The organism is Nocardia transvalensis NBRC 15921, assembly GCF_000308875.1.
GTDB lineage: Bacteria > Actinomycetota > Actinomycetes > Mycobacteriales > Mycobacteriaceae > Nocardia > Nocardia transvalensis.
In genome coordinates this window covers 17,749-38,354 of sequence record NZ_BAGL01000122.1, presented here as the reverse complement: position 1 = coordinate 38,354, position 20,606 = coordinate 17,749, and the positions used below count along the sequence as shown (strand labels likewise).

The 20,606-nt window shown below is 70.2% G+C and carries 21 protein-coding genes; 13 read left to right on the top strand and 8 right to left on the bottom strand.

The genetic code is table 11. The features are described 5' to 3' along the window. Nucleotides 1-2: 2 nt before the first annotated feature. On the bottom strand, nt 3-764 hold the full coding sequence (locus ON41_RS32475) for a helix-turn-helix domain-containing protein (RefSeq protein WP_174411382.1): 762 nt from the start codon (nt 762-764) through the stop codon (nt 3-5). A 53-nt stretch (nt 765-817) separates the two neighbouring features. On the opposite strand from ON41_RS32475, the gene ON41_RS32470 reads away from it, so the two are divergent. Further along, the gene (locus ON41_RS32470) at nt 818-1,834 is read left to right on the top strand and encodes a zinc-binding dehydrogenase (RefSeq protein WP_083905803.1); all 1,017 of its coding nucleotides are present in this window, start codon (nt 818-820) and stop codon (nt 1,832-1,834) included. Here ON41_RS32470 and ON41_RS32465 read toward each other — a convergent pair. Beyond that, nucleotides 1,831-3,138, bottom strand: a complete 1,308-nt coding sequence (locus ON41_RS32465) for an NtaA/DmoA family FMN-dependent monooxygenase (protein WP_040752029.1) — start codon at nt 3,136-3,138, stop codon at nt 1,831-1,833. The two genes, ON41_RS32470 and ON41_RS32465, sit on opposite strands and share 4 nt — an antisense overlap. 269 nt (nt 3,139-3,407) lie before the next feature. Here ON41_RS32465 and ON41_RS32460 point away from each other — a divergent pair, with 269 nt between their 5' ends. The 4 genes from ON41_RS32460 (at nt 3,408) to ON41_RS32445 (ending at nt 8,641) form a co-directional block, all read left to right on the top strand. Continuing rightward, the gene (locus ON41_RS32460) at nt 3,408-4,652 is read left to right on the top strand and encodes a serine hydrolase domain-containing protein (protein ID WP_246829643.1); all 1,245 of its coding nucleotides are present in this window, start codon (nt 3,408-3,410) and stop codon (nt 4,650-4,652) included. A 231-nt stretch (nt 4,653-4,883) separates the two neighbouring features. Continuing rightward, complete coding sequence (locus tag ON41_RS32455; RefSeq protein WP_051162999.1) at nt 4,884-5,939, top strand: alpha/beta hydrolase; 1,056 nt, start codon at nt 4,884-4,886, stop codon at nt 5,937-5,939. Nucleotides 5,940-6,214: 275 nt separating this feature from the next. Then, nucleotides 6,215-7,657, top strand: a complete 1,443-nt coding sequence (locus tag ON41_RS32450) for an MFS transporter (RefSeq protein ID WP_083905802.1) — start codon at nt 6,215-6,217, stop codon at nt 7,655-7,657. Between the two features lie 57 nt (nt 7,658-7,714). After that, a complete protein-coding gene (locus ON41_RS32445; protein WP_040752025.1) occupies nt 7,715-8,641 on the top strand; it encodes an LLM class flavin-dependent oxidoreductase in 927 nt (308 codons plus the stop codon). Nucleotides 8,642-8,647: 6 nt separating this feature from the next. On the opposite strand, the gene ON41_RS32440 is transcribed toward ON41_RS32445, so the two are convergent. Genes ON41_RS32440 through ON41_RS32430 form a run of 3 tightly spaced genes read right to left on the bottom strand, consistent with a single transcriptional unit; the run spans nt 8,648 to nt 11,177 of the window. After that, nucleotides 8,648-9,397: an SDR family oxidoreductase gene (locus ON41_RS32440; RefSeq protein ID WP_040752023.1), complete on the bottom strand. Its 750-nt coding sequence runs from the start codon at nt 9,395-9,397 to the stop codon at nt 8,648-8,650. Then, complete coding sequence (locus tag ON41_RS32435; RefSeq protein ID WP_040752021.1) at nt 9,394-10,611, bottom strand: NADH:flavin oxidoreductase; 1,218 nt, start codon at nt 10,609-10,611, stop codon at nt 9,394-9,396. The genes ON41_RS32440 and ON41_RS32435 overlap by 4 nt, the downstream gene beginning before the upstream one ends. Further along, nucleotides 10,608-11,177: a TetR family transcriptional regulator gene (locus ON41_RS32430; protein ID WP_040752019.1), complete on the bottom strand. Its 570-nt coding sequence runs from the start codon at nt 11,175-11,177 to the stop codon at nt 10,608-10,610. Before ON41_RS32430 ends, ON41_RS32435 begins: the two co-directional genes overlap by 4 nt. A gap of 123 nt (nt 11,178-11,300) precedes the next feature. On the opposite strand from ON41_RS32430, the gene ON41_RS32425 reads away from it, so the two are divergent. The 6 genes from ON41_RS32425 (at nt 11,301) to ON41_RS32400 (ending at nt 13,942) form a co-directional block, all read left to right on the top strand. Further along, a complete protein-coding gene (locus ON41_RS32425; protein WP_040752017.1) occupies nt 11,301-11,696 on the top strand; it encodes a hypothetical protein in 396 nt (131 codons plus the stop codon). A gap of 152 nt (nt 11,697-11,848) precedes the next feature. Further along, on the top strand, nt 11,849-12,079 hold the full coding sequence (locus ON41_RS32420; protein ID WP_040752015.1) for a hypothetical protein: 231 nt from the start codon (nt 11,849-11,851) through the stop codon (nt 12,077-12,079). Nucleotides 12,080-12,255: 176 nt separating this feature from the next. After that, complete coding sequence (locus ON41_RS32415; RefSeq protein ID WP_157185708.1) at nt 12,256-12,528, top strand: hypothetical protein; 273 nt, start codon at nt 12,256-12,258, stop codon at nt 12,526-12,528. 347 nt (nt 12,529-12,875) lie between these two features. Continuing rightward, nucleotides 12,876-13,367 (top strand): alanine-zipper protein, encoded by a 492-nt coding sequence (locus ON41_RS39480; protein ID WP_051162996.1) that lies wholly within the window; start codon nt 12,876-12,878, stop codon nt 13,365-13,367. A 74-nt stretch (nt 13,368-13,441) separates the two neighbouring features. Next, nucleotides 13,442-13,750: a DUF3467 domain-containing protein gene (locus ON41_RS32405; protein ID WP_040752011.1), complete on the top strand. Its 309-nt coding sequence runs from the start codon at nt 13,442-13,444 to the stop codon at nt 13,748-13,750. 9 nt (nt 13,751-13,759) lie between these two features. Then, on the top strand, nt 13,760-13,942 hold the full coding sequence (locus ON41_RS32400; RefSeq protein WP_040752009.1) for a hypothetical protein: 183 nt from the start codon (nt 13,760-13,762) through the stop codon (nt 13,940-13,942). Nucleotides 13,943-14,003: 61 nt separating this feature from the next. Here the strand turns inward: ON41_RS32400 and ON41_RS32395 are convergent, their stop codons facing one another. From ON41_RS32395 to ON41_RS32385, 3 genes are read right to left on the bottom strand one after another with little or no spacing between them, the layout of a single operon-like run. Continuing rightward, complete coding sequence (locus ON41_RS32395; RefSeq protein ID WP_040752007.1) at nt 14,004-15,560, bottom strand: AMP-binding protein; 1,557 nt, start codon at nt 15,558-15,560, stop codon at nt 14,004-14,006. 40 nt (nt 15,561-15,600) lie between these two features. Beyond that, complete coding sequence (glpK, locus tag ON41_RS32390) at nt 15,601-17,136, bottom strand: glycerol kinase GlpK (protein ID WP_040752005.1); 1,536 nt, start codon at nt 17,134-17,136, stop codon at nt 15,601-15,603. Nucleotides 17,137-17,152: 16 nt separating this feature from the next. Then, the gene (locus tag ON41_RS32385; RefSeq protein ID WP_040752003.1) at nt 17,153-17,911 is read right to left on the bottom strand and encodes an IclR family transcriptional regulator; all 759 of its coding nucleotides are present in this window, start codon (nt 17,909-17,911) and stop codon (nt 17,153-17,155) included. A 297-nt stretch (nt 17,912-18,208) separates the two neighbouring features. Between ON41_RS32385 and ON41_RS32380 the strand changes: the two genes are divergently transcribed. Continuing rightward, entirely contained in the window at nt 18,209-19,009 is an 801-nt protein-coding gene (locus ON41_RS32380) for an MIP/aquaporin family protein (RefSeq protein ID WP_246829642.1), read from the top strand. A 50-nt stretch (nt 19,010-19,059) separates the two neighbouring features. Then, on the top strand, nt 19,060-20,580 hold the full coding sequence (gene glpK, locus ON41_RS32375; protein ID WP_040752000.1) for a glycerol kinase GlpK: 1,521 nt from the start codon (nt 19,060-19,062) through the stop codon (nt 20,578-20,580). Nucleotides 20,581-20,606: the final 26 nt, after the last annotated feature.

The following is a 20,606-nucleotide window of genomic DNA, read 5'->3' as shown; positions in this document are numbered from 1 at the left end:
GGTCAGCGACCGGTGCGATAGCGGCCGGGGGTGGTGCCGACGAGGGCGGTGAAGGCCGCGATGAACCCGCTCGGATTCGCCCATCCGCAGGCGTGGGCGACGTAGGTGGTGTCGTGGCCGTCGGCCAGCAGTACCAGCGCGTGGTAGACGCGCAGCTGCGTGCGCCATTCGTAGAAGGTCATGCCGAGCTCGTCGTGGAAGAGGCGGCTGAGGGTGCGTGCGCCGGCGCCGACCGTCCGGCCGAGGTCGGCCAGCGCGGTGTTGTCGGCGGGGTTCTCGTAGAGCAGCCGCGCGAGGGCGCGCAGCCGGTCGTCGCGCGGTTCCGGCAGGTGGAGCGGCTGTTCGCGGGCCTCGTGGAGTTCGTCGACGAGGACCCGGTGCAGGCGGGCGGTCGCGGCGCGGTCGTACTCGCGCGGGCCGGTGAGTGCGAGCAGGACCTCGCGGGCGAGGCCGGTCGCCGCGAAGACCGCCGGACGGTCCGGGACGCGCCGGGCCAGGGCCGCCGGGAGGAAGACGATCCGCATGTCGGTATTCCCGTGGGCACGGTGATAGTGCGTGAAACCGGCTGGGGTCCAAGCGATCCGGTCGGCGGGCACGATCGAGGTGCCGCCCGCGGTGTGAACGGTCAGCACCCCGCGCGCCGCGTACACCAGATGCCCGCGGTCGTGCGAGTCCGCCGCGCTCGTGCCTCCGGACGGCCACAGATGCACCCCTCCCGACGGCCACAGCCGAGACGCGGCGGGAGGTTGGCGGCTATCAGGCATAAGGTGGCATTCTATCGGTAGCTCGCCGGTGCGCTTCTCGCGAGAGTGGACGCATGAGCGACTGGCACCGGCGGAACGAGACGACTACGACGATGCGGGCGGCCGTGTGCACCGCCGCGGGCGGACCGGAGGTGCTGGAGATCCGGGAGCTGCCGGTCCCGGCGGTCCGGGAGGGCTGGAGCCTGGTGCGGGTGCGGGCCGCGGGGTTGAACCGGTCGGAACTGCGGACCCGCCAGGGTCATTCGCCGAGTGTGACGTTTCCCCGCGTGCTCGGGATCGAATGCGTGGGGACCGTGGCGGTCTCGACCGACCCGCGGGTGCCCGAGGGGACGACCGTCGCGGCGGTCATGGGCGAGATGGGCCGGGCCTTCGACGGCGGCTACGCGGAGTACGCGCTGCTGCCGAACGCGCTGCTGATGCCGATCACCACCACCCTGCCCTGGGAGATCCTGGCCGCGCTGCCCGAGACCTATGTGACCGCGCAAGGGTCACTGGACGCGCTGGGTGTGACGCCGGATGTCAAGTCCCGGTTGCTGATTCGCGGCGGGACGTCGTCGGTCGGCCTGGCCGCCGCGTCGATCGCGTCCGGTGCCGGGATCGAGATCGCGGCGACGACGCGGCGGGCGGACCGGCTCGGGGCGCTGGCGGCGGCCGGCGTCGGTCACCCGCTCGTCGACGACGGTGAGTCGCTGGCGGCGAGCGTGCGGGCGGTGTGGCCCGAGGGGCCGGATCATGTGCTCGATCTCGTCGGGGCGCGCACGGTCCTGGATTCGCTGCGTCTGGTCCGTCCCGGCGGAACGGTGTGCGTCTCGGGATCGCTCAGTGGCTGGGCGATTCCGGAATTCGAGCCGATCGCCATGATTCCGTCCGGGGTCGGGCTCACGGCGTTCCACAGCGACACTCTCGCAGGCGCGGCGGGAGCGCCCGTCTTGCAGCGGATCGTGCGCGAGATCGAGTCCGGCGCATACCGTCCCGCCATCGACCGGACCTTCGCCCTGGACGATGTCGCCGCGGCCCATCGCTATATGGAAGACAACGAGGCCACGGGGAAACTCGTGGTGGTGCCCTAGTCGCCGTAGGGAGGCAGCGGCGGCAGTTCCAGGTTCTCGCGGAAGGTGCCGCCGGCGTAGTCGGTGCCGGCGATGCCGCGGCGCCGGAGTTCCGGGAGCAGCCCGTTGAGGACGAAGTCGCGGGAGCGCGGGTGGTCGAGTCCGCCGAGGCCCAGGACATCGAGAACGCCTGCGGCGTACCGCTCCTCGACGGCGTCGGCGATCTGCTCGGGTGTTCCGGCCACGGCCCAGTGCCCGGTGTCTTTCGCGGCAATGATCAGCTCGCGCAACGTCTTTCCCTGACGGGCGAAGCGGCTGAAGATCTCCACCCGGCCGCGGCGGCGGTTGATCGAGCCGATCTCGGGGAGCAGGCGCTCGGGGATCGGCTTGTCCAGGGGCAGGTCCGACAGGTCGATGCCGCCGCCGAACATATCCGCGAGCCGCGACCGTCCCGCCTCGAGGTCGATGGCCTCTTCCTGGTCGCGGACCGCCCGGCGCACCTCGGCCTCGGTCGCCCCGTAGGTGGCGTGCAGCGAACTCATGATCAGCGGAAGCCCGTCGGCGCGGCCCAACTCGGCCGCCCGCGTGCGGATCCGCTTCGCGTAGGTCACCGCGTCCTCGAGGGTGGGCAGCGAGGTGAAGACGACCTCCGCGAAACGCGCGCCGAGTTCGATACCGCCCTCGGACTGCCCGGCCTGGAACTGCACCGGTCGCCGCTGCGGCAACGACGGGATATTGAGCGGCCCGCGGACCGTGAAGTACCGCCCCGCATGCTCTATCGGCCGCACCGACTCGGCGTCCAGCACCGCGCCGCCGCGCCCGTCGGAGGTCAGCGCGCCCGGCCGCCAGCTGTCGAACAGCGCGTTCACCACCGCGAGCGATTCCGCGGCCCGCGCGTACCGCTCGTCCGGACTCGGCAGGTCGGCGTCCCCGTAGTTCTCCTCCCCCACCGACGACGTCACCGCGTTCCAGGCCGCCCGACCGTTGCTGACGTGATCCAGCGTCCCGAACAACCGGGCCAGGTTGTACGGGTGGTGGAAGGTCGTGGTCACGGTCCCGATGAGCCCCACATGCGAGGTCACCGCACTCAAGGCCGACAACACGACCAGCGGCTCCTGCGCCCCGATGGCCCCCTGCGCCCCGAAACTCAGCAGATCCGCCGCGAACAAGGCATCGATCTTGTTCGCCTCCGCCACCCGAGCCACCTCGACCACGTCCGCCAACGTCGACCGCCCCGGATCGATCGCCGCCCCGTACACCCCCGGCGACCCACTCACCCCCGTGGTCGTCTTCAAAACCCGCCGCCGCCCGAACCCACCACTCATATCCCCACGCTAACCACGCCCCATTCCGACCCCACCCCTTCCACTCACCGTGATCCGATTGCCCCCCAACGACTTCGACCATCACCCGAACCCGCCCCCGGATGCTCGCCCAGGCGCGGGCCGCGGCGCGTGCCCTGTCCGGACATCAGTGGTCGGACTCACCGAGAATCGACGAAGGTAACCGTGGCCCCGCTCAGAGCCCCTATCTACCGCGAGCAGGTCGCGTGCGCCGCCCGAGGGGCCGTTGTGGCGTCGCTATGCTGGCGGGGGTGAGTAATCCTATGGTGGTCGTTCCTGGTGACGTGGACTCCGTGACGACGGCCGGGGGTGAGGACGGGCTCGAGGGGACCGGGGTGTCTCGGGGTGACGTCGAGGCTGTGTGGGGGTCCGTGGTCGAGTGGTACCGGATGGGGACCACTCCCGCTATTCAGGTGTGTGTGCGGCGGAATGGGAAGGTCGTGCTGAATCGGGCCATCGGGCACTTCCGGGGGAATGCGCCCGGGGACGGGCCCGAGGCGGAGAAGGTTCTCGTGACGCCCGATATGCCGTTCTGCGGGTTCTCCACCGCCAAGGGCGTGGCGGCGACGGTGATGTCCATGCTGCTCGAGCAGGGGGTGTTCCGGGCGGAAGATCCTGTGGCCGAGTACATTCCGGAATTCGCCGCCAACAACAAGGGCCGCATCACCATCGGGGACGTGCTGTCGCATTCGGCGGGGATTCCGTTCATCACGCCGCCCTACAACGGCGCGGCGCTCGTGGTCGACGAGGAGCTGGCCGTGCGGGCGCTGGCCGACCTGAAGCCGAGCTGGCCGCCGGGGCGGTTCCGCGTGTATCACGCGCTGACCAGCGGTTTGATTCAGCGGCTTCTGGTGCAGCGGGCCACCGGCAAACGGATGCGCGACCATCTGAGCGAGCGGGTGCTGCGGCCGCTGGACTTCCGCTGGACCAGCTTCGGGGTACGCCCGGAGGAGGTCGATCTCGTCGTGCCCAGCGTGCGGACCGGTCCGCCGCCGCCGCGGTTGTGGAAGTTCCTGGCGCACAAGGCGCTCGGCGGCGGCATGAGCGGACCGGTCTCCGAGGCGGACACCCGCGACTTCCTCACGGCGGAGCTGCCGTCGGGCAATCTCGTCACCACCGCGTCCGAGCTGTCGCGATTCTACGAAATCCTCACGCGCGGCGGCGAACTCGACGGCGTGCGCATCCTCTCGCCGGACACCCTCCGCGACGCGGTGCGCCCGGCGCCGCGAATCCCCGGCGCGGCCGGGCGGGTCAGTCGCGCCGGATTCGAACTGGGCGGGCGCCGCTCGAAATTCGGCGCCCACACCCGCTCCCACTTCGGCCGCAGCGGCCTGACCACCCAGTACGGCTGGGCCGATCCCGAACGCGGCCTGTCCGGGGCAATCCTCACCAGCGGCAAGGCCGCCACCGACGCCAACCGCCCCTGGAAACTGGTCGCCCGGATCTCGGCCACCTTCGACCGGCTGCCCCCGGAAGAGCGCGCGTTCGGCCTCTGAACCACCGGGCCTTTGGGGCTACTCCGCGCGACGCATGGCCCCCCGCGATACGGCAGCGCTCTTTGGGGCCAGGGGGAACAGGGGCGATGCGCGATCTGGGAACGGCCACAACATTGCGGTGGAACCTGGCGATATCCGGCCACCATGCGGTTGACTCGGATCAGATTCGGGGATCACCCCGCCGCCTGCGCGCAGCGGCGGGGTGGCACGGCGTCCAGATCGGAGAGCGATATGGCCGAGCGGCTGTCTCGGGGCCTGCTCACCGCGGCCACCATACTGATTACGGTGCTGAGCGCCAACGGATTCGCCGCGGACGGCGTCGCCGTCGCGGCGCCCCCGACCGGCGAGCCGCTGACCGCCGACGACGGTACCCGCATCCACGACATCCGGCAGGTCTCCGATCGTGTCCTGGACGTCGGGGTGCACTCGGCGGCGATGGATACGGTGACCCGCCTGACCGTGCTGCGAGCCGCCGATCCGGACCGGCCGGCGCCCACGTTCTACCTGCTCAACGGCGCGAACGGCGGATCGGACGGCAACTGGCTCGAGACCACCGATCTCGTGCGGTTCTTCCACGACAAGCAGGTCAACGTCGTGATCCCGTTCGGCGGCGCGGGCAGCTACTTCACCGATTGGCGCACCGACGATCCGATCCTGGGCCGCCAGCGCTGGGCCACCTTCCTCACCCAGGAGCTGCCGCCGATCATCGACAACGCCTTCCGCGGTAACGGCGCCAACGCCATCGCCGGCCTCTCGATGGCCGGGACGTCGGTGTTCCAGTTGGCCATCGGGGCGCCGCAGCTGTATCGGGCCATCGGTTCCTACAGCGGCTGCGTGCGCACGAGCGATCCGCAGGGCCAGGCCATGGTGCAGGCGGTCGTGACCGGGCAGCGCGGCAACGCCGTCAACATGTGGGGCCCGCCGAGCGACCCCGCCTGGGCGGCCAACGACCCCTACCTGCACGCCGACCGGCTGCGCGGCACGGCCGTCTACGTGTCCACCGGCACCGGGCTGCCCGGGCCGCGCGACAATCTACAGGGCGCGCGCGGCGACGCGATGCAGCTGATGTACCAGCTGTTCTTCGGCGCGCCGCTGGAGGCGATCACCAATGTGTGCACCCATCAGCTCCAGGAACGCCTGCGGCAGTTGAACGTTCCCGCGACCTTCGATTTCCGCCCCACCGGGACCCATTCCTGGGGGTACTGGGAAGAGGACCTGCACAATTCCTGGCCCATGTTCGAATCGGCCCTCGCCCGGCCCGAGAAGGACGAATCCCCGTCCCGCTGAGTGGACGGCGGAAAGATCCGGTTCTCATCGAACGCGGTACGGAGCCATTGCCAGAATATCGCTGGACTATCGGCGTTTCATCATGCAGCACACCTGCGCACGGTGACCATTGCGCCGCCACACAACCCGTTGGTGTGTCTCACAGACTGAAGACACCCGGTCTGTGCTGTCGCGGAACATTCGGACATACAGGGGGACACAGTTTCTCACGTCTGTCACAGTGAGGGGGCGAAGCGGTAGTGACACTGTCGTCAGTCCACGATCGGAGGATTCCTATGCCGGACAATGCCATTGTCGGTGTTGTCCGGCGAGTTGCCGGGCCGCTGCCGACCGCGGACGAACTGCCCGCCTGGCTCGCCTTCGCGGGATGTCTCATCTCGGTCTTCATGCAGATGATCGACGTCACCATCGTCAACACCGCACTCCCCGACATCACCCGGGATCTGGGCGCCACCCAGACCGCGCAGCTACTGGTCGTGGCGGGATACTCGCTCGCGTTCGCGTGCACGCTGCTCACCGCCGCCCGCATCGGCGCGCTGGTCGGCCGGCGCACGATGTTCCTGGTCTCGGTCGTCGGATTCACGGCGGCCTCGCTGTGGTGCGGAATGTCCACCGGCGCCACAGAACTCGTGATCGCGCGGGTGGCGCAGGGCGTCACCGGGGCCGGGATGGCGGCACAGACCATCGCCATCCTGACCGCCAGCTTCCCGCGCGAACGGCATCAGCTGGTCTTCGCCCTCTACGGCGCGACGGCCGGATTCGCGGGCATGCTCGGGCCGATCGTCGGCGGCGTGCTCATCACGCTGAACATCGGCGGCTCGGGCTGGCACGCCGTCTTCCTGATGAACCTGCCGCTCGGGCTGCTCGCCTTCGTGCTCGCCTACCGCTTCCTGCACCTGGGCCCCTCGACTGAGCGCGAACGCCTCGACCTGACCGGCGTGGTGTTGTCCACGGTCAGCCTGTTCCTGCTGCTGTCGGCCATGGCCGAGGTACAGCAGAACGGCTGGCGCGCGGAGTATCTCGTCATGGTCGCGGTGGCGCTCGCGATCGCCGCGGTATTCGTGGCCCATCAGCTGCGGCGGCGGGATCGCGGCGGGACGCCGCTGGTGCGGCTGGAGCTGTTCGCGGACCGCCGGTTCGCCGTCGGGTCGATACTGGTGACGATCTTCTTCGGATTGTTCACGGCGTTCGTCTTCGCCGCCTCGATCATCCTGCAGGACGTGCTGCACTGGTCGCCGCTGCGCACGGGAATCGCCATGACCCCGTTCGCCCTCGGCGCCGCGGCGGGCGCGCTGTCGTCTCCCCTGTTCATCAAGCGATGGGGGGTGCGCACGCTCGCGGTCGGCATCGCCCTGTTCGGCGGCTGCGTGGCCATCGCCGCGGGCTACCTCTGGGTGACCGACGGCGATGTGAGCCTGGCGCTCGCGGTCGGCCCGGTCTTCGTCGCGGGCTACGGCATCGGCGCCTTCGGCGTCCCGCTCCAGCCGGTCATGCTGGCCGGCCTGGACGAGGTCCGCATGGCCGAGGCCTCCGGCACCCTGCCGACCATCGAACAGGTCGGCAACGCCGTCGGCCTCGCGGTCCTCAGCACCGTCTTCTTCCGCGCCCACACCCTCACCGGCAGCATCACCATGCTCGCCGCCATAGCCGCGGTCGCGGTCGTCCTCGCCGTCATCACGCTGGCCCTCCCCGAACCCGCCGCGGCCACCCCGGACTGACGCCACACCGGCCCGCCACTTGACTTCGAGTGCCCTCCGGCTCGTAAGGTCGCGATCATGGCCACGCGCACACCGAGTTTCGGTATCAAGACGACGCCTGCCCATGTCGGTTATCGGGATATCCTGCGGGTCTGGCAGGAGGCCGACCGGATTCCCGAACTCGAGCACGCCTGGCTGTACGACCATCTGCTCCCCCGGGTCGGCCGGGGCGGCGCGGCGGATACGGAGTTGTCCGGCTCGGTCCACGAGGGCTGGACGCTGCTGTCCGCGCTCGCCGCTCGGACCGATCGGCTGCGGCTCGGGCTGCTGGCGACCAACAACCGGATCCGGCATCCCGCCCTGCTGGCCAAGATCGCGGCCACCGTCGACGAGATCTCCGGCGGGCGGCTCGATGTCGGCCTCGGCATCGGCGGTCTGCCCAGGACGAATCCACAGTTCCCGATCACGGTCGCTCCCGAATACCACGCCTACGGCATCCCGATCCGGCCGTGGGGTGAGGCGGTCGCGGCATTCGCCGAGGCGTGCACGCTCATCCGTCGGCTGTGGACCGGGGACGTCTTCGACTTCCCCGGGCGGTACTACACGCTCACCGGCGCGCGCTGTCACCCCCGGCCGGTACAGCGGCCGTATCCGCCGCTGCTCATCGCCGGCGCCGGACCGGCTACGTTGCGGATCGTCGCGGAGCACGCCGACATCTGGAACGTGATCGGCCCGCCGGCCGGCGATCTCGGCGTGCTGCGCGAGCGCAGCCGGACGCTGGACGAGTACTGCGCCGAGGTCGGCCGCGATCCCGGGGAGATCACGCGCTCGGCGCAGCTGGTCGTTCCCTACGAGCAGCCGGAGCGGACACGCGAGTACCTGCGGGGGCTCATCGATGCGGGCTTCACCCACCTGGTCCTCAACCCGCCCGCGCCCTATCCGGACGGCGTCGCCCGCTGGGTGACCGACGAATTCGTTCTCCCGACACTCGATTACGCGAGCTGAGCCGCCTCAGTCGTGGATCGAGCCCGTGGTCATGCCGCCGTCGACGAGGAATTCGGCCCCGGTGCAATAGCTCGACTCGGTGCTGGCGAGATAGACGACCATGCCCGAGACCTCCTCGGGTGTACCGAGGCGTTCGAGGGTGTTCTCGTTCCTGTCGATGGTGACCTGACCGGGCTGGACGCCGATCATCGGAGTGATGATCCCGCCCGGGTGGACGGAGTTGACCCGGACGCCGAAGGGGGCGAGTTCCAGCGCGGCGGATTTGGTGAATCCGCGCAGCCCGAACTTGGAGGCGGTGTAGGCGTGCATGCCCGAGACGCCCTGGATGCCGGCGGCCGAGGAGATGTTCACGACCGACGACGGACGGGCGGCGACGAGCGCGTCGCGGGCCGCGGACAGGCCGAGGAAAGGACCGGTGAGATTGATGGACAGGACGCGCTGCCACTGTTCCTCGGTGTAGGCGCCGAGCCGGCCGCCGTCGAGCACCCCGGCGTTGTTGACCAGCACGTCGAGCTTGCCGAACAGGTCGACCGTCGTGCGGACCGCGGTCTGCCAATCGGCGGAGCTGGTGACGTCCAGCGGGACGAAGGCCGCCCGCTCGCCGAGTTCGGCGGCCAGCTGTTTGCCCGCGTCGAGGGCGATATCGCCGAGCACCACCGCGGCGCCCTCCGCGACGAACGCGCGCGCGTGCGAGGCGCCCATTCCCGACGCCGCGCCGCTGATCAGCGCGACGCGTCCGGACAGTCGTTCCGTCATGGGTTCTCCGATCCCGTGCTCTCGGTCGAGGACGCCACCCGCGGGTCCGGCCGCTCCGGCCGGTATACGCACCGGGTGCGGGTGTAGATGGTGGGCATGCACCGGTTGCAATGCACGCAGACCGACCGGACGGCGGCGTCGGATCGGATGCGGTGCAACAGATCCGGCTCGCGCAGCAGCGCCCGGCCCATGGCGACGAATTCGAAGCCCTCGGCCCGCGCCGCCCGCATGGTGTCGAGATTCGTGATGCCGCCCAGCAGGACCAGCGGCATCGACAGCTCGCGGCGGAACTGCCGGGCGCGCTCCAGCAGGTAGGCCTCCTGGTACGGGTACTCCTTGAGGAAGGCGCGGCCGACCATACGGAAACCCCAGCGTGCCGGTCCCGGAAGGACTTTCGCGAATTCGCGGCGCGGCGCGTCGCCGTGGAACAGCAGCATCGGATTCAGCAGCGAACTGCCGGCGGTGAGTTCCAGGGCGTCCAGCGTGCCGTCGTCCTCGAGCCAGGCCGCGACCTGTAGCGACTCGGGCACGGTGAGCCCACCGCGCACCCCGTCCTCCATATTCAGTTTCGCGGTCACCGCCAATCGGCCGCCGACGGCCGCGCGGACCGCCGCGGCGACCTCGCGGGCCAGGCGCGCCCGGTTCTCGGCCGATCCGCCGTAGCGGTCGGTGCGGCGGTTGAGCAGCGGGCTCAGGAACGAGCTCACCAGGTAGTTGTGGCCGAAATGGATTTCCACCGCGTCGAATCCGGCCTGTTCGGCCAGGCGGGCGGCCTCGGCGTGCGCGGCGACGACCTCGGCGATCTCGGCCTCGCCCGGAACGCGCATGGGCCGCATGCCGAGCGGGCTGAACATCCGGCTCGGCGCGAGCGCGGGCGCGCGATTGGAGGCGGCGTTGGCGACCGGGCCCGCGTGCCCGATCTGGGCGCTCGCCGCCGCGCCCTCGGCATGGACCCGGTCGGTCAGCGCGCGCAGTCCGGCCACCGCCTCCGGACGCATCCAGAGCTGGTGGCGGTCGGTGCGGCCGCCCGGCGCGACCGCGCAGTAGGCCACGGTCGTCATCCCCACGCCGCCCGCGGCGATCTCGCGGTGGAACTCGATCAGGTCGTCGGTGACCAGCGCGTCGGGCGTGCGGCCCTCGAACGTCGCGGCCTTGATCACCCTGTTGCGCAGCGTGATCGGGCCGAGGGTGGCGGGTTCGAAGATATCGGTCACCGGTCGCCTCCCGCGGTCAGCCCGGCCACCACGAACTCCCGCAGCGCGGCCACCGAGGCGGGCGAGGGCCCGCGCTCCCGGGCGGCGCCGAACCGCGTGATGATCAGTTCGAAGGCCAGCATCCACCGGCGGCCGCCGTCGGCCGCGCTCACTCCCGGCAGCAGGTCGGTCCAGGAGTCCATCCGGAACCACGGCTGCCGCCAGTCCCCCTCGTGCCGGCCCAGGACGAACCGGGCCAGCAGCTGAAGATGCAGGCGGCCGACCGGATCGGCGGACAGTTCCACGAACGGCGCGACGACGGCCTCGACGAGTTCCGGGACGCTCGCGCGCCGGGCGGCCAGCGCGGACAGCCGGTCCTCCCACAGCGGGCCCAGCCGATCCTCGAGCAACGCGGACACGAGCGCGTCCTTCGACCCGAAATGGTAGTGCACGGCGGCCGGATTGGCTTGTGCGGCAGCGCATATCGCGCGCACCGAGACCTCGTCGTAGCGCTCGGTGAGCAGCAGGCGCTCCGCGGCGGCCAGCAGCCGCTCGCGGGTGCCCAGCACCGAGACCTTCTCACTCATGCCGACCAGTCAAGCACAGATTCAATCACTGTTTCAATCATTGATTGAAGTCTCTTCCGTCCCGCCGCGCCCATTACCTCGCGGGTAATCGACCGGACCCTTCGGAGCGGGCACGCTCGAACCATGACTCCGAACCAGGCATCGCGCACGGACCGGACACTGGCGACGGCCCTGCGCGGACTCGCGGCCGGTCGCATCGCCCTGGGCGCCGCCTCCCTGGTGGCGCCCCGCTGGCTGGGCCGGACGCTCGGGATGCGTCTCGGTCCCGAATCCGTCTATCTCACCCGTATATTCGGCGCGCGGGCCCTGGCACTCGGCCTGGGCTACCTCACCGCGCCGGAGGGCGAGCGCCGCCGCTGGCAGCGCCTGGCCCTCATGGTCGACATCATCGACACCACGCACGGCGCGAACCATCTCGCCCGCGGGGATGTGCCGCGCACCGCCGCCGCGCCGCTGGTCGCCCTGACCGGGAGCTATATGGCGGTCGGGGCCGCCCGCCTGGCCCGCGATCTCCGCTGAGCCCGGCCGGTTCGCGGGGCTGCCCGACACGCCCGCCGAGGCACCCCCTACCCTTGGGTCCGCAATCGCGGCGGACGCCGGCCGAAAGCCCATTTGACCTGGACAAACGACCGGAAGATGCCGTATCCGATTTCGAACCGAGGAGGATTTCCGTGCGATTCGTCAAGATCGGTGCCGTCGCCGTGGCCCTGGCCGGCCTGGCCGTCCTGGGCAGCGGAGTGGCCCAGGCCGACGAGACCATTTCCGTCACGGCCGAGGTACTGGGCTGCGCAGTGCAGAACAACATCGACCTGGGAGCGGGCATCGACCTGCAGCCGGGCAAGTCGATCACGGTCTCCGACGACGTGCTCGCCGAGCTGAAGACCAAGGGCTGCCTGGACTGATTCCGCCTCAGCGCCCCGCCCGTGCCGTCCGGCGCGGGCGGGGCGTTTCGCGCCGGTCAAGGGGCATTTCTGCCCTAGACCTGCCGGGACGCCGCGCGCGATGGTGGTTCCTCAGCGGGAACGGACGACCGCTGCTGGGTGTGGAAGGGACCACGATGGGCATCGAGGCAGTGGGTGTGACCGAAGTTCGCCTCGGGGACGTGATCCACGGCCCCTTCGGCGACGACTGCTGGCGGCGGGTGCACGGGACCGGGTACGACGTGCTCCGCAAGAACGACGGTTCCGGCGAGTTCTGGGGCCTGTTCGTCTTCTTCGGTCCCGTGGTCGAACCGTCGAGCGATCCCGGCGCCGCGAGCGGCCGGACCGGCGTCGGCCGGTTCGTCTTCCGCGCGGACGAACCGGTGATCCGCCGAACGACATCCGGACCACACGACATCCGCCGGGCATGACTTCCACCGCCGGCCCTGTAAACCCGCCGAGACCGCCGCGGGCGGGGCGGCCGGAAATTTTCCGGTTGCCGGGCCGGGGCCGAATCCGTAGTCCGCGACCGGTGGATTTCCCGGCATTCGCCACCCGGATGTCGCGAATGTGCGTCCCCCTGCCACGTGTCCGGATAGGACGTGCCGGAAATGCGCTGCCACGGGCCACGAAATCGAGGGCTCTTCACCTATACGACAATTGTTACAGTCATGTTTCGTACTCATTGCGTTCACGTGCCGCCGCGAGTAGACATCTCTTATATCCCCTCCACCGCCGCAGGGACTCTCAAATACTCAGCCACACAGGAGATTTCGATATGGCACAAGAGACCAGCGAGCAGCGCGACATGCTTACCGTCCGGGATATCGAGGAACTCCGCGGACAGGTCGACGACGCTCGGCACGAGGCTCAGAACGCGCGCCAGCAGGCCCAGCAGGCCCAGAACCTCGCTCGGCAGGCCCAGCAGCAGGCCCGTCAGGTCCAGCAGCAGGCGAATATCGCGCAGAACGAGGCCAACCAGGCCAACCAGCAGGCACAGCAGGCCCGCCAGCAGGCCGTCCAGGCGCAGAACCAGGCGCAGCAGGCACAGAACGACGCCGACCGCGCCCAGCAGCAGGCCCAGCAGGCTCAGGGCGAGGCCAACCAGTCCCAGCAACGCGCCCAGACCGCGCAGGACCAGGCCGACCAGGCCAACCAGCTGGCCCAGCAGGCCGACGACCAGGCCAACCGCAACCAGGACCGCGCCAGCCGCTGGGAGATGCAACTCCAGCAGCTCCGCCAGCAGACCCGGATGCAGCAGACCCGCTAGGAGAACCGAGGTGACGTCGAATGGGTCGCTCTGCGCGGGTGACCCATTCGGTGCCGTTACCGCCAGGTGTGCCCATGAGTGAACCCCCTCCGCCGCCCGTCAGCGTCGAGGTCATCGTGCCCGAGGCGATGAGCATCGGCGTCTACGCCAACGGATTCACCTGCTGGTACAACCGCACCGACTTCACCCTCGACTTCCTCGTCCACCTCCCGGCCGACCCCGGCCACGACGACGACGGCAAACCGATTCTGCGCCAGCCCGTCCAGGTCGTCGCCCGCGTGAAGTTCCCCCCGTCCATGATCTTCCGCCTCATGCAAACCCTCAACGACAGCATGAGCAACTACGAACAGCAATTCGACCCCATCGTCCCGCTGGGCGAATAGGACCCAAACATGTTGATTTCCAGTGCAATCCGAATCCTCGCGGGCAGCCCACACGAATGGCTCGTCGTCACCGACCCCGTCGTCCACTACCGGCCCGACCGGATCCCCGGCCGCCGCTACCGAGTCACGCCGTCCACTCCGCTGTCCGGCCACGGCTCCGGAGCCGGCAGGTCACCCGACACCGGCCGCTGACCGCGCGGAATCCCCTGGCGCGGAACTGATCGCGCCGACGAGGATATTCGTCTCCGCGCGACTACAGACGCTGCGAATACTGCTCGCGCAGTAGATGTTTGCGGATCTTCCCGGAGTCGTCGCGGGGCAGGGCGGCGGTGATCCGGATCGTCGTCGGCAGTTTGAACGCCGCCAGGACGCTCCGGAGGCCCGAGCGGATCGTCTCGGCCGTCACCTCGGTGCCCGGCCGCGGCACGACGTGTGCCACCACGGCCTCCCCCAGGTCGCCCGTGTCGGGTATGCCGAACACCGCCACGTCCTCGACGCCGGGCAGGGCCATGACGGCGTTCTCGATCTCGGCGGGGTAGATGTTCACACCGCCGCGGATGACGATCTCCGACGAGCGGCCGGTGAGGTAGAGGAATCCGTCGGCGTCGAGGTATCCCGTATCGCCGACGCCGATGAAACCGGCTACGGGACCGGCCTTCTCGTCGGCGCCGAGATAGGTGAACCCGGGCCAGTAGTCCGCGCCGCGCACGTACACGCGGCCGATCTCCCCAGGCGGCAACGGATTTCCGTGGTCGTCGGCGACCACCACCCCGGATCCGTCGGCCGGCCGCCCGACACTGCCGGGATGCGCGAGCCATTCGGCCGCCGAGATCCAGGTGATCGTCCCGGCCTCGGTACAGCCGTAGAACTCCACGACCGCGTCGCCGAACCAGTCGATGGCCGCGCGCTTCACCGCCGCGGAACACGGTGCCGCGGAATGGATCAGATGGGTGAGGCTGGAGACGTCGTAGCGGGCGCGCACGTCCTCCGGCAGGGACAGCAGCCGCGACAGCATCGTCGGCACCACCTTCGCCTGGGTGACGCGATGGGTGTGCACGTGCCGCAGGAAACACTCGGCGTCGAAGCGCGGCATGACGGTGATGTTCGTGCCCATCCGCAGGCCCAGCACCGCGACGGCGTTCGGGCTCGTGTGATACAGCGGACCGGCCACCAGCATCTCCCCGCCCGGCGCCAGACCCATCCGCCGCGCCGACCCGCCCGCGATCGACAGCAGCTGTTCCGGCGTCATGCGATCGCGCACAACGCCTTTCGGGCGACCGGTGGTGCCGGAGGTGTAGATCAACCCCATCGAGTCGGCGATCGCGCCCTCGATATGACCGAGTTGTTCGGGCCGCGAATCGATCCACTGCTCCAGCGTCGCGTACCGCCCGGTCGGGGCCTGTAGTCCCGGCTCCAGGCCGGCCTCGGCCAGCAGTTCGACCGGCATCGCCACTTCCACGAGATCGACGGCGGTGGCGGCGATCTCGACGGCCCGCTCCACGACGTCCACGAATTCGGTGTGCGCGATCACCAGCCGCGCGCCGCTGTCGGACAGGACGTGCGCCACCTCCGGCGCCTGCCAGCGCGTATTCACCGGAACGGGATTCGCGCCCGCGGCGGCCACCGCCAGGGACACCTCGAGGAACTCGATATCATTGCGCAGCAGCACCGCGACCCGGGCGCCGCGGCCGATCCCCGCGCCCGCGAGCGCCGCGGCCAGCCGCCCCGCCCGCGCGTGCGCCTCGGACTGTAGCCGCACCCGCGTCCCGCACCGGATGACCGGCGCCGTCTCCTTCACCACCGCGCTCACGCCCCGCAGTGTGCCACCGGAACGCGCCGGTATCCACCGATCAGCCGCGCCGGACGACCGTCCCGGACCGCTCCTGCCGGGGGCGCGCCCACCCGATCGACAGCTCCACCGCGCGCTGCCAGTTGCCGTACTCCTCCTCCCGGTGGCGCGGGTCCATCCGCGGCACCCACTGCGCCGCCACCCGCCAATTACCCCGCAGCCCTTGCAGATCCGGCCAGTAGCCGACCGCGAGCCCGGCCGCGTAGGCGGCGCCGAGGGAGACGGTCTCGGCCACGAACGGCCGCATGACGGGGATGTCGAGCACGTCGGCGACGATCTGCATGAGCAGGTTGTCCGAGGTCATGCCGCCGTCGACGCGCAGCGCGCGGGCCTGCAGGCCGGAGTCGGCGTTCATGGCGTCGACCACCTCGCGGGTCTGCCAGGCCGTGGCCTCGAGCACCGCGCGCGCCACGTGCCCCTTGGTGACATAGGAGGTCAGCCCGATGAGCAGGCCCCGGGCGTCACTGCGCCAATGCGGTGCGTACAGGCCGGAGAAGGCGGGCACCAGATAGCAGCCGCCGTTGTCGTCCACCGAGCGCGCCAGGGTCTCGATCTCCGGCGCGGTGGCGACCAGGCCGATATTGTCGCGCACCCACTGCACCAGCGATCCGGTCATGGCGATCGGCCCCTCCAGCGCGTACACCGGCTCGTCGTCGATCTGGTAGCCGATCGTGGTGAGCAGCCCGTGCTCGGACTGCACCAGCTCGCTGCCGGTGTTCATCATGAGGAACGCGCCGGTGCCGTAGGTGCATTTGGTTTCCCCGCGGGCGAAACAGGTCTGGCCGAACAGCGCCGCGTGCTGATCGCCCAGCGCCGCCGCGATCGGGATGCCGGGGACCACGCTGCGCGTGCGGCCGAACGACGCGGTCGAGGGCTGGATGCGCGGCAGCATGGCGGCGGGAATCCCGAAGAACCGCAACAACTCCGGATCCCACGCGCGGGTCGCCAGATTCATCAGCAGGGTGCGGCTGGCATTGGTGACGTCGGTCACGTGCAGGCCGCCGTCCACGCCGCCGGTCAGATTCCAGATCAGCCAGCTCTCCATGGTGCCGAACAGGACGTCGCCGTGCTCGGCCCGCTCCCGCAGCCCCGGCACGGTATCCAGCAGCCAGCGCAGCCGCGGCGCGGCGAAGTAGGTGGCCAGCGGCAGGCCGCATAGCTCCCGGATCCGCTCCGCGCCGGGCGCGTCCGCCAGCGACCGCACCAGTTCCTCGGTGCGCACGTCCTGCCAGACGATCGACCGGCCCACCGGCGTCCCGGTCCGCCGGTCCCACACCACGGTGGTCTCGCGCTGATTCGCGATACCCACGGCCACAACCTGATTCGCGGCGATCCCGGAGTCGCGCAGCACCTGCGGCAGGATGCGCTCCACATTCCGCCAGATCTCCGCCGCGTCCTGTTCCACCCAGCCCGGCCGCGGATAGTGCTGGCGATGCTCGCGCTGCGCCACGCCGGCCAAGCGGGCGCGCTGATCGAACAGGATGCACCGGCTGGACGTCGTCCCCTGGTCGATAGCCAGGACGTATCGCTGCGTCATAGGTAGCCGTCTCCTATCACTGCGCTCCCAGCTCCCGCGACACCGCTCGCGCGGCGTCGCGGACGTGGCCGACGAGCTTGGGGCGGAACCGGAGGCGGGCGTCGCACAGCCGCTCCACGCGCCCGGCGATGCCGATGGCGCCGACCACGAGCCCGCCCCGCGAGCGGATCGGCGCCGCGATACCCGCGACGCCCGACCGGAACTCCTCGACCTGTCCCGCCCATCCGTCCTGCCGGACCTGCGCGAGCGCCTTGTCCAGCGCCGCCCGGTCGACGACGCTGCGGTAGGTCACCGCGGTCAGCGCGCCGCGCTGCTGCGCCGCCAGATCCGCGTCGTAGGCCAGCAGCACCTTGCCCAGCGCCGTGGCGTGCGGCGGCAGCGGCTCGCCGACCTCGAGCACCTGCTCGGAGTTGTCGGGCCGGAATACGTGATGCACCACCACGATGCCGTCGTCCCCGGCGCGCGCCGCGATCCGCACGGCCTCGCCGGTGCGTGCCGCGAGCGCGTCGGCCCAGTTGATCGCCCGCGACCGCAGATCGTTCGGGTCGAGGTAGCCGGTGCCGACCTCGCGCAGCGCCGTACCCAGCCGGTACTTGCCGCTCCCCGGTTCCTGCTCGACGAATCCGACGCCCTGCAGCGTGCGCAGGATGCCGTGCGCGGTCGGCTTCGCCAGGCCCAGCGCGGAGGCCACCTCACCGACCCCGAGGCGACCGGAGCGGGCGAGCAATCGCAGGACGGCCGCCGCGCGTTCGATCGACTGAATCGGACCCGGCATGCACGCAACCTAATGGACGCAGTCGGCGTAGCCGTCGTCAGCCCGCGCATGGCCGGAGCGAATGCGGTGCGTTCGACGATGTCGAACACGCCCGCCGCTCCGGTGACGTCCGCAACGCGCGGTGTGACCTGGGCCATATCTCATCACCACGGGCGGACGGTAACCTTCCCCCCGATCACGCTCCAGACCGGGCGTTCGACAATGTCGAATCGCCGGTATGTCCGGGTTGTCACCACGCCCGTACCGTCACGATCAGTACGGTCGGACCAACGACCGATGGCAGACGGAGGCTCAACGGTGAACTTCGGCTCTATCTTTCTCAGCGAGGCGCTCGGCACGGGCGTGCTGACGCTGCTCGGTGTCGGCGTCGTCGCGAACGTCGTCCTCGCCAAGACCAAAGGCTTCGACGGCGGCTGGCTGCTGATCAACTTCGGCTGGGGGCTGGGGGTCTTCGGCGGCGTGTACGTCGCCTACAAGAGCGGCGGGCACCTCAATCCGGCGGTCACGATCGGCATGCTGTTCAACGGCGCCGACGAGTACGCGCCCGGCGTCGCCGTCACGGCCGGTAATACGATCGCCTACCTGACCGCGCAGATGGTGGGCGGATTCCTCGGCGCGACGGCCGCGTACGTGGCCTACAAGAAACACTTCGACGCCGAGCCGGACGCCGCGAAGAAGCTCGGCGTGTTCTCCACCGGCCCCGAGATCCGTTCCTACAGCTGGAATTTCGCCACCGAGGTGATCGCCACCTTCGTGCTGGTGCTGGTCATCATCGGCATCGGCCACACCCCGAGCGGCCTCGGCCCGCTGGCGGCGGCGCTGCTGGTCGTCGGCATCGGCGCCTCGCTGGGCGGGCCCACCGGCTACGCCATCAACCCGGCCCGGGACCTGGGCCCGCGACTGGCGCACGCGGTCCTGCCCGTCACCTCGGCGGCGCGCGTTCCGGCCGGTGTCGGCGCCCGGTCCGGCGGCACGGAATCGGCCGAAACCCCGCAGCCGCAACGCAAGAACAACGACTGGGCGTACGCCTGGGTGCCCGTCCTCGGCCCGCTGGTGGGCGGCGCGCTCGCCGGGCTGGTCGCCGCCGCCGTCTTCTGACATTCTCCGAACACTCTCTCCCCCATCACCTTTCCCGAAAGGAACCCGCGATGACCCGGTACGTCGGAGCCATCGACCAGGGCACCACCAGCACGCGCTTCATGGTGTTCGATCACGGCGGCAGCGAGGTCGCCCGCTGGCAGCTGGAGCACGAGCAGATCCTGCCCCGCGCCGGCTGGGTGGAGCACAACCCGGCCGAGATCTGGGAGCGCACCAGCACCGTCATCAAAACCGCACTGGCACACGCGGATCTGACCGCCGAGGATCTCGCCGCGGTGGGCGTCACCAACCAGCGCGAGACCACCATCGTGTGGAACCGGCGCAACGGGCGGCCCTACTACAACGCCATCGTCTGGCAGGACACCCGCACCGATCGCATCGTCACCGAACTCGAACGCGGGGGTCACGCGGACACCATCCGCTACAAGTCGGGCCTGCCCCCGGCGCCGTACTTCTCCGGCGGCAAGCTGAAGTGGATCCTGGAGAACGTGCCGGGCGTGCGCGAGGCGGCCGAGCGCGGCGACGCGCTGTTCGGCACGCCCGACAGCTGGGTGCTGTGGAATCTCACCGGCGGCCCGCGCGGCGGCAGGCACGTCACCGACGTCACCAACGCCAGCCGCACCATGCTGATGAATCTGGAAACGCTGGACTGGGACGACGAACTGCTCGAGCTGTTCGGGGTGCCGCGCGCGATGCTGCCCGAGATCCAGCCCTCGGTGAATCCGGCACTGTTCGGCACCACCTCCGCGGACGGGCCGTTCCAGGCCGAGATCCCCATCGCCGGCGTCGTCGGCGACCAGCAGGCCGCCACCGTGGGCCAGCTGTGCTTCCGCCCCGGCGAGGCCAAGAACACCTACGGCACCGGAAACTTCCTGCTGCTCAACACCGGTGAGGAGATGGTGCGCTCGCAGCACGGCCTGCTCACCACCGTCGCCTACCAGTTCGGCGACCGCAAACCGGTGTACGCGCTGGAGGGTTCGATCGCGGTGACCGGCTCCGCTATCCAGTGGCTGCGCGATCAGCTGGGCATCATTTCCGGTGCGGCGCAGAGCGAATCGCTGGCGCGGCAGGTGGACGACAACGGCGGGGTGTACTTCGTCCCGGCGTTCTCCGGCCTGTTCGCCCCCTACTGGCGCTCGGACGCGCGCGGCGTCATCGTCGGGCTGTCGCGCTTCAGCAACAACGCGCATCTGGCCCGGGCCGCGCTGGAGGCCATCTGCTATCAGACCCGCGACGTCGTGGAGGCCATGCAGGCCGATTCCGGTGTGCAACTGGACGTGCTGCGGGTCGACGGCGGCGTCACCGCCAACGAGCTGTGCATGCAGTTGCAGGCCGACTTCCTCGGCGTGCCGGTGTCGCGGCCGGTGGTCGCGGAGACCACGGCGCTCGGCGCCGCCTACGCCGCCGGGCTCGCGGTCGGATTCTGGAAGGACACCGACGAACTGGCGCAGAACTGGCAGGAGTCCAAGCGCTGGAACCCGACCTCGACCGAGGAGCAGCGCGAGAGCGGTTACGCCCGCTGGAAGAAGGCCGTCTCGCGCACGCTCGACTGGATCGACGTCGACGACTGACCCATCACGCAAGACGAGAGAGAAAT

What these genes read in the sequence shown, in the direction of transcription:
- ON41_RS32475 (WP_174411382.1), bottom strand. Translation starts at nt 764, where the DNA reads ATGCCTGATAGCCGCCAACCTCCCGCCGCGTCTCGGCTGTGGCCGTCG.
- ON41_RS32470 (WP_083905803.1), top strand. Translation starts at nt 818, where the DNA reads ATGAGCGACTGGCACCGGCGGAACGAGACGACTACGACGATGCGGGCG.
- ON41_RS32465 (WP_040752029.1), bottom strand. Translation starts at nt 3,138, where the DNA reads ATGAGTGGTGGGTTCGGGCGGCGGCGGGTTTTGAAGACGACCACGGGG.
- ON41_RS32455 (WP_051162999.1), top strand. Translation starts at nt 4,884, where the DNA reads ATGGCCGAGCGGCTGTCTCGGGGCCTGCTCACCGCGGCCACCATACTG.
- ON41_RS32450 (WP_083905802.1), top strand. Translation starts at nt 6,215, where the DNA reads ATGCCGGACAATGCCATTGTCGGTGTTGTCCGGCGAGTTGCCGGGCCG.
- ON41_RS32445 (WP_040752025.1), top strand. Translation starts at nt 7,715, where the DNA reads ATGGCCACGCGCACACCGAGTTTCGGTATCAAGACGACGCCTGCCCAT.
- ON41_RS32440 (WP_040752023.1), bottom strand. Translation starts at nt 9,397, where the DNA reads ATGACGGAACGACTGTCCGGACGCGTCGCGCTGATCAGCGGCGCGGCG.
- ON41_RS32430 (WP_040752019.1), bottom strand. Translation starts at nt 11,177, where the DNA reads ATGAGTGAGAAGGTCTCGGTGCTGGGCACCCGCGAGCGGCTGCTGGCC.
- ON41_RS32425 (WP_040752017.1), top strand. Translation starts at nt 11,301, where the DNA reads ATGACTCCGAACCAGGCATCGCGCACGGACCGGACACTGGCGACGGCC.
- ON41_RS39480 (WP_051162996.1), top strand. Translation starts at nt 12,876, where the DNA reads ATGGCACAAGAGACCAGCGAGCAGCGCGACATGCTTACCGTCCGGGAT.
- ON41_RS32405 (WP_040752011.1), top strand. Translation starts at nt 13,442, where the DNA reads ATGAGTGAACCCCCTCCGCCGCCCGTCAGCGTCGAGGTCATCGTGCCC.
- ON41_RS32400 (WP_040752009.1), top strand. Translation starts at nt 13,760, where the DNA reads ATGTTGATTTCCAGTGCAATCCGAATCCTCGCGGGCAGCCCACACGAA.
- glpK (WP_040752005.1), bottom strand. Translation starts at nt 17,136, where the DNA reads ATGACGCAGCGATACGTCCTGGCTATCGACCAGGGGACGACGTCCAGC.
- ON41_RS32385 (WP_040752003.1), bottom strand. Translation starts at nt 17,911, where the DNA reads ATGCCGGGTCCGATTCAGTCGATCGAACGCGCGGCGGCCGTCCTGCGA.
- glpK (WP_040752000.1), top strand. Translation starts at nt 19,060, where the DNA reads ATGACCCGGTACGTCGGAGCCATCGACCAGGGCACCACCAGCACGCGC.